Origin of the sequence: Amycolatopsis sulphurea (genome assembly GCF_002564045.1) — a bacterium.
Lineage (GTDB): Bacteria > Actinomycetota > Actinomycetes > Mycobacteriales > Pseudonocardiaceae > Amycolatopsis > Amycolatopsis sulphurea.
Genome location: NZ_PDJK01000002.1, coordinates 2,639,343 through 2,648,336 on the forward strand (window position 1 = coordinate 2,639,343; position 8,994 = coordinate 2,648,336).

Here is an 8,994-nt window from a genome sequence, read left to right on the forward strand (position 1 = left end):
CGATGAGCACGTTGACCGGCGAACTGTGCCGGATCACGGTGTACGGGCCGCAGGGCCGGGCGGACCTCGCGGTGCCGATGTCGGTGCCATTGACCAGCCTGCTGCCGGTGCTGCTGCAGCACACCGGCGGTCCGGTGGAGCTGGGTGACTCGTGGGTCCTGCAGCGCCTGGGCGAACCGCCGCTGGACGCGGCCGGCACCCCGGAGTCGCTCGACTGGAAGGAGGGCGAGGAATTCCACCTGCGCCCTCGCGAGGATCCCCTGCCGGAGCTGGACTTCGACGACATCGCGGACGGGATGGCCACCGCGGTGAGCAGGCAGCCCGGCCGCTGGCGCCCGGAGTTCAACCGCAGCCTGTTCCTCGGCTTCGCGATCTTCTCCCTGGTGGTGCTGGCCAGGGCGCTGGTCTATCCGGGTTCGGACGGGCTGACCGCGATCGGCGGCGGGATGGTCTCGCTTGCGCTGCTCGTCGCGACCGTGGGCACCGCGGTCCGCTCCGAGGACAGCGCACTGCTGACCCTGCTGGGGCTCGGCGGCTGCGGATTCGCGTTCCTGTCCGGCGCGGTCGCGGTGGCCGGCCCCGGACCGGCGTTCGACCTGCAGGGCGCGCCGATCCTGACCGGGTGCCTGACCTTCGCGCTGGCCGGCGGCCTGCTGATCGGCGGCCGGGCGGCGTGGTCGCCGTCCATCCCGTTCGTGCCCTTCGGCACGGTCGTGGCGACCGGTGTGGGCGGTGCGCTCACCCTGTGGCTGCACCTCGGCCTTGAGCTGACCACCGTGCAGACGGCCGGGCTGGTCACCTTCGTGCTGGTCGGGTTCATGGTGTTCGCGCCGCGGGTCGGCATCCGGTTCGCCCGTATCCGCGGGCCGCAGCTGCCGCGTTCGGCGGGCGAGCTGCAGTACGACATCGAACCGGCCCCGGCCGAGCAGATGGTGCGCCAGACCAGATACGCCGACGGTTACCTGACCATCGCCTGCATCGCCGCCACGGTGCTGTTCACCGCGTGCTTCCCGTTCCTTGTGGACGGTGGGCTGTTCCCGGCGATCATGGGCGGGCTGGTGACCGCCGCGGTGCTGATGCGTTCCCGGGCGCTGCTCGGCGTGTGGCAGCGGGTGCCGCTCTCGGTGGCCGGCACGATCGGGCTGGTGCTGGGCGGGCTTTCCCTGATCGAGCCGCTGGCGCCGCAGTGGCGCGGGATCTGCCTGGCCGGCCTGTGCGTGGTGTTCTTCTTCCTGCTGCTGGCCATGTTGCGGCCACCGCCGCGGCGGCTGCTGCCGATCTGGGGGCATCTGGCGAACTGGCTGGAAACGCTCAGCGCGGTGGCGATGATCCCGATCCTGCTGCAGTTGTTCGGCGTCTACTCGTGGGCCATCGGGCTCACCGACTGAGCGAAAGGATGAGGTGATCCGGTGCAGACGCAAAAGGACCACGTCGAGGCGTACTCGTTCCTGATCGGACGGATGACCTCGGCACTGGTGCTCGGCGACCCGAGCCACCTGGACGTGCCTGCCAGGCGGGCCTGGATTGGTCTGCTGGTCGGGCTGCTGCTCGGCCTGCTGATCGCGGTCGGGTTCTTCATCTACGGGCTGATCGCGCACCACACCGGTTCGGCGCCGGCTCCGGCGCCGAATCCCGGCCACGCGATCTGAGCGGAGGGAAGTGACCATGGAACTGTCCACGGCGCGACGGAGCGGCGACCAGCCGCGTCCCGAACTGGGCAAGAAGACCGTGGGCAACGCGCTGGTGGTGCACCTCGCGGAGGGGATGACCGGGGAGGCGCAGGCGCTGGCCCTTGGCGTCGCCGAGGACACCGAGCACGATCTGGTGGTCGTGGACCTGCCGGTGGACTCGCCGATCTCGATGTGGGAGTCGGTGGCCAAGGCCCTGCCGCGGCGCCGCCGCGGGGTACGGCTGGTGATCGGCGGCCGTTCGCGCGAGACCACCGCGCTGGCCGGGCAGTGGCTGGCCGAGCGGCTCAACCGTCCGGTGCTCGCGCCGGACGGCTCGGTCATTCCCAGCGCGGGCGGCGCGTTGTTCGTCCATTCCGGACGCGGCAGCGGCTGGGTGCGCTTCCGGCCGGGCCGCCCGCCCGCCTGGGAGGCCAAGCGGTTTCCGCGCCCGGCGTGGGATTCCGGGATCACCGCCGAGCTGACCTCGACGAGTTCGCGGGGCGTGGCCGAACCGCTGCCGGGTGGGCTCTGGGTCCGTCCGGTCGGGTTCGACGCACCGCAGCGGCACCATCGCCGCGCGCTGATCGCCGGGATGCCCGCCCAGCACGACACGATGACCATCGTGCTCGGCTGCCCCGGTTGTCCGCCGCTGACTCTGGACGACGCGGCCCGGCTGTGGGTGCGGCTGCCCGAGCAGGTGCGGGCCAAGGCCCGCTTCGTGCAGTACGGGCCGATGTCGGTGCCCGCGGAGAGCACGCTCGGGCAGGCGCTGGCCGATCTGCTCGGCAAGCCGGTCGCCTTCTACGCCGGGGTGCCGGTCGGCTCCCCGCAGCGGCCCACCCTGCAGACGGTGCTGTTCGACGGCACGCTCGGCTGGCGTCCGTTCGCGGGGGAACTCGGCTACCAGCCTCGGGAATCCGCCGAGGCACCCGCGCCGGTGCCGGAGCTGCTCGCGCACCGGCCGCCGATGCACGGGCTGGAGGAGGTCGCGCCGTCCGTCTACTGGTACGCGCCGGACGCGGTGATCGAGGTCGTGCAGTCCGGGCTGCTGGTGCGTCCGCCGCAGGACGGCCCGAACACCGTCGCGGTCCGAGGGGCCGCGCTCGACGCCGCGGTGCACAACCTCACCTTCGACGCGGTCGATCCGCAGTCCGCGCCCCGGATGCGGTTGCTGGCCGAGGATCTGCTGGGCCGCCTGGACGAGCAGACCCGGCGGCTGAGCCGGGTGCTGCCGGCCGCGGCCCTGCTCGCCGAGCGGGCTCGTCCGCAGGTCACCACCCGGGCGCTCGCCGAGATCGAGGCGGGCAACCCGGCCCGGCCTGCCGCCCGGCAGGCCGGCGGGGAAAGCCCGGCCCAGCCCGCTCCTTACCGGCCGGCGACGCCTGTGGCCGCCTACCAGCCCGCCGCGCCATCGGCGCTGGGCATCGCCTCTCCGGCGGACGTGCCCGGTGCTGCCGCGGTGCCGATGCGCCGGGTCGCCCCGGCGGACCTGGGCGACGCGGGGCCGGCCGCTCCGCCTCGCGAAGCCCCCTCCGCCGTGCCCCCTGCCCCGGTCGGCATGCCCACGGCCGCCGCGACCGGAATCTCCACCGTTTCCGAGCCCGCACCGCCTGCGGAGATCCCGACCGTCTCCGCGGCCGGTCCCGCCGCGCCGGAGTCCACTGTGGACTCTTCGCTCGCTCGGCGGCTGAACCCGGGGGCGGGCGTGCCCCCGGCTTCGATGGACGCGCCGGGCACGATCACCTCCGCGCGGCCGCCCACGCCGGCCGCCTCGGAACCCGCGGCGGGTTCCCCGCCGGTCGCCTCGGAATCCGCGCCGGAGGCCGAAGCCGAGCCCGCGAAGGTCCCGGCACAGCTGAGCTTCCAGACGACCCCGGGTGCGGAGGCGACCGCCCTGCTGCCCAAGCGCGGGGTCGACAAGGAACGCCAGTGGCTGCGCAAATCGCTCGGCGCGGAATACGGCCTGATGTCGAACTCGGTGGCGCGGGTCCTTTCCGAGCACCCGGGATTCCAGGGCGTGCTGTCCACTTCGTCCTCGGCCGAGGTGCTCACCGACGCGGTCGCCGTGCAGTTGTACCTCTCCCTCAAGGGCGCCTCCATCGACGCCGGCCTGCGCGGCGGGGTGAACGGCCCGCACGTGCCGGTCGCCCGGTGCGTGGTGTCCGGGCTGAGCCGGCTGCCCTCGCACCGCGGCACCGCCACCTTCGCCACCGAGCTGCCCGCCACCGCGTGGCCGCTGCTGGACGGGCGGAAAGTGCTGACCGAGTGGGGATTCCTGAACGCGCTGACCAAGCCGTCGTCCGCAGTGGACGGTGACACCGACGTGCTGGTGTGGTCGATCACCGGGCGCCGCACCAAATTGCTGGAGCCGGCCGAAGGCGGAGTGGCGAACCGGGTGCTGTTCGTCCCGGGCACCAGCTTCAAGGTGCTCGTGGCGCGTCAACCGGCCGAGGGCGCGCGCGGCATGGTGCTGCTGCGGGAGCTGACCGCGAGCGAGATCGACGAGTCCGGCCGGGTGGCCGGCGACCGGGCCTCGCTGGACGAACTGGCCATGAACTCGCTCCGGCGCACGCTGGAGAACTGGGCGGAGGCGGGCGAGGAGCTGGCCCGCACGGTGATGGACAAGCAGGCGGCGGAGCGGTTCGGCGCGCTCCCGGGCCTGGCCTGAGGGTGGAGAGGCGGAAACGATGAACCGACAGCTGCTCGTGGTGGCCGGCGACCGGCCGGGTGCGTTCGCGACCATCGGCGCGGCGCTGGCCAAGGCGCAACCGGGCGCGACGATCAGCGTGCACCCAGGCCGGTACGAGGAAAACCTTGTGGTGAACCAGATGGTCTCCCTGGTCGCCGAACAGGGACCGGGCACGGTGGAGGTCGTCGCGAACACGGGCAGCGTGCTCGTCGCGAACGCCGAAGCGGTGCAGCTGAGCGGGTTCACCCTGACCGGCACCGATGATCAGCTGGTCACCGTCGACGTGGTGCGCGGTGAGGCGGCGCTGGACGAGTGCCGGGTCTCCGGGACTTCGTGGGCGACGCTGCTCGCGCGGCTGGAAGGCTCCCTGGCGTTGCGCGGGTGCACGGTGACCAGTACCGGCGGTGCCGGGGCCGTGCTCGCGTCGCCGGCGCAGTCGACCATCGAGGACACCGAGATCGTGGACGCCGCCTCGTCCGGGATCGTGGTCGCCGAGGCCGGTTCGGTGATCCTGCGGCGGTGCGCGGTGCATGGCGCGGCGGGCAACGGGATCTGCGTCAACGGCGAAGCGGTCGCGGTCGTCGAGCAGTGCGAGATCGTCGGCGCGCAGAAGCCGGCCATGGTGGTGGAGCAGCAGGGCCGCGCGACGATCACCGGACTGACCGTCCGGGACAGTGCGAACGTCGACCTGTATGTGACCAGCCAGGCCCGGGTCTCCGTGGCCTCCTCGCAGTTCCGGTCGGCGGCGATGCAGGCCGTGCACGTGGCCGCCTCGGGCGCGCCGCTGCTGCGGGAGTGCGTGTTCGCCGATGCCGGGGTGAATGCCTTGCAGGCCACCGGGTCGGCGGCGCCGCAGTTCGTGGACTGCACCTTCGAGGGCTCGCCGACCACGATCCTGATCGACGATCAGGCCCGGCCGCGATTCGAACGGGTGACCGTGCGCGGTTCCACGCGGACCGCGATCGCCGTCGACGGGGAGTCCACGGTCACCATCGGCGGTCTCCGGATGACGCCGGGCAGCGGCGCCGGTATAGTCCTTTCCGGACGGTCCACTCTGGATCTCGCGGACGCCGCGATCGAAACCGGCCGGGAGAGTGGTGTGCAGGTCACCGACGAAGCCCGGCTGAGCGTGACCGACCTCCGGATCACCTCGACCGCGGACAAGGCGTTGTCGCTGGCCTCCGCCGCCTCGTCCGCGGCGAAGTCCGTGCTGGTGCGCGGTGGCGGGCTGCTCGTCGCCGGTACCGGGGAAACCTCGTTGCGCGACTGTGAAATCGTCGAGTCCGCCACCGACGGCATCACGGTCGCCGCGGGTGCGGTGCTCACCGCTTCGCGGTGCCGGGTGCGCGGCGCGCGCGGCAACGGCGTGCACGTCGGCGCGCGGGCCTCGTTCACCGAATGCGAGATCCTCGGCGTCGGTCAGGACGGCTTCCACGTCGAGACGGCCGAGCCGGTCAGCATCCGCGACTGCGTGGTCAACGACGCGGGTGGCGAGCCGGTCGGCGGGAGCGAGCAGCCGGACGTGCAGAACCTCAGCACCGACGCCGAGCCCGCTGCCCCGGCCCCCGCCACCGCCGAGCCGATGGGCGCGCTGGACGGGTTCGGCACGCTCGAACCGGCGCCCGAGCAGAGCGTGAGCGAAGCGGCGGGCGAGGTCCTCGACGGACCGCTGGGTGATCTCGAGGCGCTGGTCGGGCTGGCCGGGGTGAAGAAAGAGGTCACCGGCCTGATCAACCTGATCAAGATGTCGCAGATGCGCGAGCGGATGGGCCTGCCGATGCCGCCGATGTCGCGGCATCTGGTCTTCGCCGGCCCGCCCGGTACCGGTAAGACGACCGTCGCGCGGCTGTACGGCACGGTGCTCGCGGAGCTGGGCATCCTGTCCAAGGGGCACATGATCGAAGTCGCCCGGCAGGATCTGGTCGGGCAGTACATCGGTTCCACCGCGATCAAGACCACCGAGGTCGTGGAGAAGGCCATCGGCGGCGTGCTGTTCATCGACGAGGCGTACACCCTGAGTGCGGCGACCGGTGGATCCGGCCCGGACTTCGGGCAGGAAGCCATCGACGCGCTGATGAAGATCATGGAAGACCAGCGCGATTCCCTGGTGGTGATCGTCGCGGGCTACTCCGAGCAGATGGACCGGTTCCTGGAGTCGAACCCCGGTCTGGCGTCGCGGTTCACCCGTACCATCGAATTCCCGAACTACAGCGTGGACGAGCTGGTCACCATCACCACCGGGCTGACCCGCAAGCACTACTACGAGCTGACCGACGACGCGCTGGGTGCGTTGCGGGAGTACTTCGAGCGGGTGCCGAAGAACTCCACGTTCGGTAACGGCCGGGTGGCGCGGAAACTGTTCGAGGCGATGGTGAACAACCAGGCCTCCCGGCTCGCTTTGCGCCCGCCGGCCAAGGATTCCGAGCTGAACCGGCTCACCGCCGAGGACCTGGGCGCCGAGCTGAGGCAGCTGCCGACCGCTGCGGAGTCCGCGGTGGCGGTGTCGTCCGATCCGGCCGCCGCGGTCGGCACCAGCGCGGGGTGGCAGCGGCTCGGCGGGCTGGTCGGCCAGGCCACCGTGCGGGAGCATGCACAGCAGATGCTGATCCGGCTCGGCGAACTCAAGCACCAGCGGCAGCCGTTGGGGCAGTACGCGAACCTGGTGATCAGCGGGGTTCGCGGCTCCGGGCGGTCGGAGTTCGCGAAGCTGTACGCGCAGAACCTGGCCGAGCTGGGTCTGGTCCCGGTGGGCCAGCTCGTGCACTGCGGGGTCGGCGGCGATCTGTACCCGCGCTGGCCGGGGCAGGCCGAACACCTGGTGCGCACCGCGATGAACGACGCGAGCGGTGGCGTGCTGGTGGTCGACCTCGACGGGGAGTGGGAGGCCGCCGCGCACACTCCCGGCGTGGAGGTGCTGGAGGCCCTGGGCGAGGCGATCGGCCGCCGGCCGGCCGATCCGGTCGTGGTGCTCACCGGCGAATCCCGGCGGGTGGGCAGGCTGCTCGGGCTGGTGCCCACGCTGCGCGACCTGTTCGCGATCGGCTGGGAGCTCGGCGAGTACACAGTGGACGAGCTGGCCGAGATCGCGGTACGGCTGCTGGTCCGCCGTGGACACGACGTACCCGACGACGTTCGCGACGCGTTGGCCCATGAACTGGCCGCGTCCGCCGATCACACCGTCCACAACGCACACAAACTTGCCCGGACGCTCTCGGCCGCTGCGGCATCGCGTACGCTGGCAGCTGCCGACCTGCGTGGAATTCGCCCTTCCGAATCCGGTGCGCTGGCGGTTGGCCAGGGCCTGGCTTCGGTCGGCTGACCCAGGAGGTATAGACCATGACTTCGCCGCACCGGAAGATGCTGGAAGAGGCGCTCGGCGCCTACCAGCGGCAACAGGAGAACTACGCGCAGGTCAAAGAGCAGATGGAGAGCATCCGCGGCACCGAGACCTCCCCGCGGCGGGAGGTGAGCGCGACGGTAGGGCGTACCGGCGAGCTGCTCGAGCTGACCTTCCCGACCAGTGCGTACAAGCGGATGGCGCCGGCCGAGCTGAGTTCGATCATCGTGCGCACCGTCGCGAAGGCCCGGGAGAAGTCCGTCGCCGCGGCGGCCGAGGCGATGGCCCCGATGCTGCCGCCCGGCTTCTCCGCGCAGGACCTGATGAGCGGCAACGCCGACCCCCGCAAGCTGTTCGCCGGCCGGGTTCCCGGCTTCGAGGAAGGTGACCGGTCATGAGCGACTCGTTCTTCGTCAACGCCGATGGTCTGGACAACGCGGCCGGTGGTTTCGGGGACAAGGCGGCCGAAATCGAGCAGCTCTCCTCGGTGATCCGGGCCGCGGTCGAACCCGGCCGCGTCGACCACGCGGCCGGGGACGACAAAGCGGGCCGGTCCTTCAGCGAGAACCACCTGAGCGCGGTGACGCCCATCTTCACCGGGATCGCCGCCTGGGCGCAGGCCGTGCAGGGGATCGAGGAAGCGGTCCGGAAGATGGCCTCGGAGTTCCGCGAGACCGATGAGAACGCCAACAGGGTGTCGAAGGAATTCCACGACCAGCTCAACGAGGTGGGCGACGAGGTCAGCAAGGGTCTCAGCAACGGTGGCGGGAACCAGCAGCCGGAGCAGACCGGCAAGCCGAAGCACCACCTGGAAGGGAACAACTCCCACAACCAGCCGGGGCAGATGCCGAGCACCCTGATGCCGGAATTCCGTCACGACAACGGGGATCACAACAACGGCAAGCAGGACAGCGGTAATCAGGACAACGGCAACCAGGGTGGCGGCAACCCGCCGCCGCCGGCGTTCAACCGGTCCGTGCTCGACCAGGGGGCCGAGGGTCAGCAGCCGCATTTCGTGAAGAGCGAGCGTCCGGGGGACAGCACCGAGGAGGAGCGTATTTACCGGGATCAGGCCCCGGCGCAGCCGGATTCTATTCCGTCGTCGCCGACGTAGCGGAGTGTGCCCGGTCAGGAAACCGTCCCGGCTCTCGCCCACCCAGTCGTGGGTTATCAAGGAGGAGGAGGTGGTGCGTCCCGAAGGCGATGCGCCACCTCCGTCGCAGCACTGAGGCTGACCGCTATTCGGTCGGTGGCACGGAGGAGGTGAACCCGCGTTGAGTTTAATGGTGGACCCGAGT

Annotated in this window: 6 protein-coding genes; all 6 read left to right on the forward strand. The window is 71.4% G+C overall.

What is annotated here, in order from left to right; all coding sequences use genetic code 11:
* The first annotated feature begins 2 nt into the window (after positions 1-2).
* From eccD to ATK36_RS18475, 6 genes are read left to right on the forward strand one after another with little or no spacing between them, the layout of a single operon-like run.
* Complete coding sequence (gene eccD, locus ATK36_RS18450) at positions 3-1,388, forward strand: type VII secretion integral membrane protein EccD (protein WP_098512686.1); 1,386 nt, start codon at positions 3-5, stop codon at positions 1,386-1,388.
* Between the two features lie 21 nt (positions 1,389-1,409).
* On the forward strand, positions 1,410-1,649 hold the full coding sequence (locus ATK36_RS18455) for a type VII secretion protein EccB (RefSeq protein ID WP_098512687.1): 240 nt from the start codon (positions 1,410-1,412) through the stop codon (positions 1,647-1,649).
* 16 nt (positions 1,650-1,665) lie between these two features.
* Positions 1,666-4,338, forward strand: a complete 2,673-nt coding sequence (locus ATK36_RS32325; RefSeq protein ID WP_170069797.1) for a hypothetical protein — start codon at positions 1,666-1,668, stop codon at positions 4,336-4,338.
* Between the two features lie 19 nt (positions 4,339-4,357).
* Positions 4,358-7,678 (forward strand): right-handed parallel beta-helix repeat-containing protein, encoded by a 3,321-nt coding sequence (locus ATK36_RS18465; protein ID WP_098512688.1) that lies wholly within the window; start codon positions 4,358-4,360, stop codon positions 7,676-7,678.
* A gap of 17 nt (positions 7,679-7,695) precedes the next feature.
* Positions 7,696-8,094 (forward strand): YbaB/EbfC family nucleoid-associated protein, encoded by a 399-nt coding sequence (locus ATK36_RS18470; protein ID WP_098512689.1) that lies wholly within the window; start codon positions 7,696-7,698, stop codon positions 8,092-8,094.
* Positions 8,091-8,810 (forward strand): hypothetical protein, encoded by a 720-nt coding sequence (locus ATK36_RS18475; RefSeq protein WP_098512690.1) that lies wholly within the window; start codon positions 8,091-8,093, stop codon positions 8,808-8,810. Before ATK36_RS18470 ends, ATK36_RS18475 begins: the two co-directional genes overlap by 4 nt.
* Positions 8,811-8,994 lie beyond the last annotated feature (184 nt).

Bases quoted from the DNA above. Each gene is read 5' to 3' on its own strand.
- eccD (WP_098512686.1), top strand. From the start codon at position 3: ATGAGCACGTTGACCGGCGAACTGTGCCGGATCACGGTGTACGGGCCG.
- ATK36_RS32325 (WP_170069797.1), top strand. From the start codon at position 1,666: ATGGAACTGTCCACGGCGCGACGGAGCGGCGACCAGCCGCGTCCCGAA.
- ATK36_RS18465 (WP_098512688.1), top strand. From the start codon at position 4,358: ATGAACCGACAGCTGCTCGTGGTGGCCGGCGACCGGCCGGGTGCGTTC.
- ATK36_RS18470 (WP_098512689.1), top strand. From the start codon at position 7,696: ATGACTTCGCCGCACCGGAAGATGCTGGAAGAGGCGCTCGGCGCCTAC.
- ATK36_RS18475 (WP_098512690.1), top strand. From the start codon at position 8,091: ATGAGCGACTCGTTCTTCGTCAACGCCGATGGTCTGGACAACGCGGCC.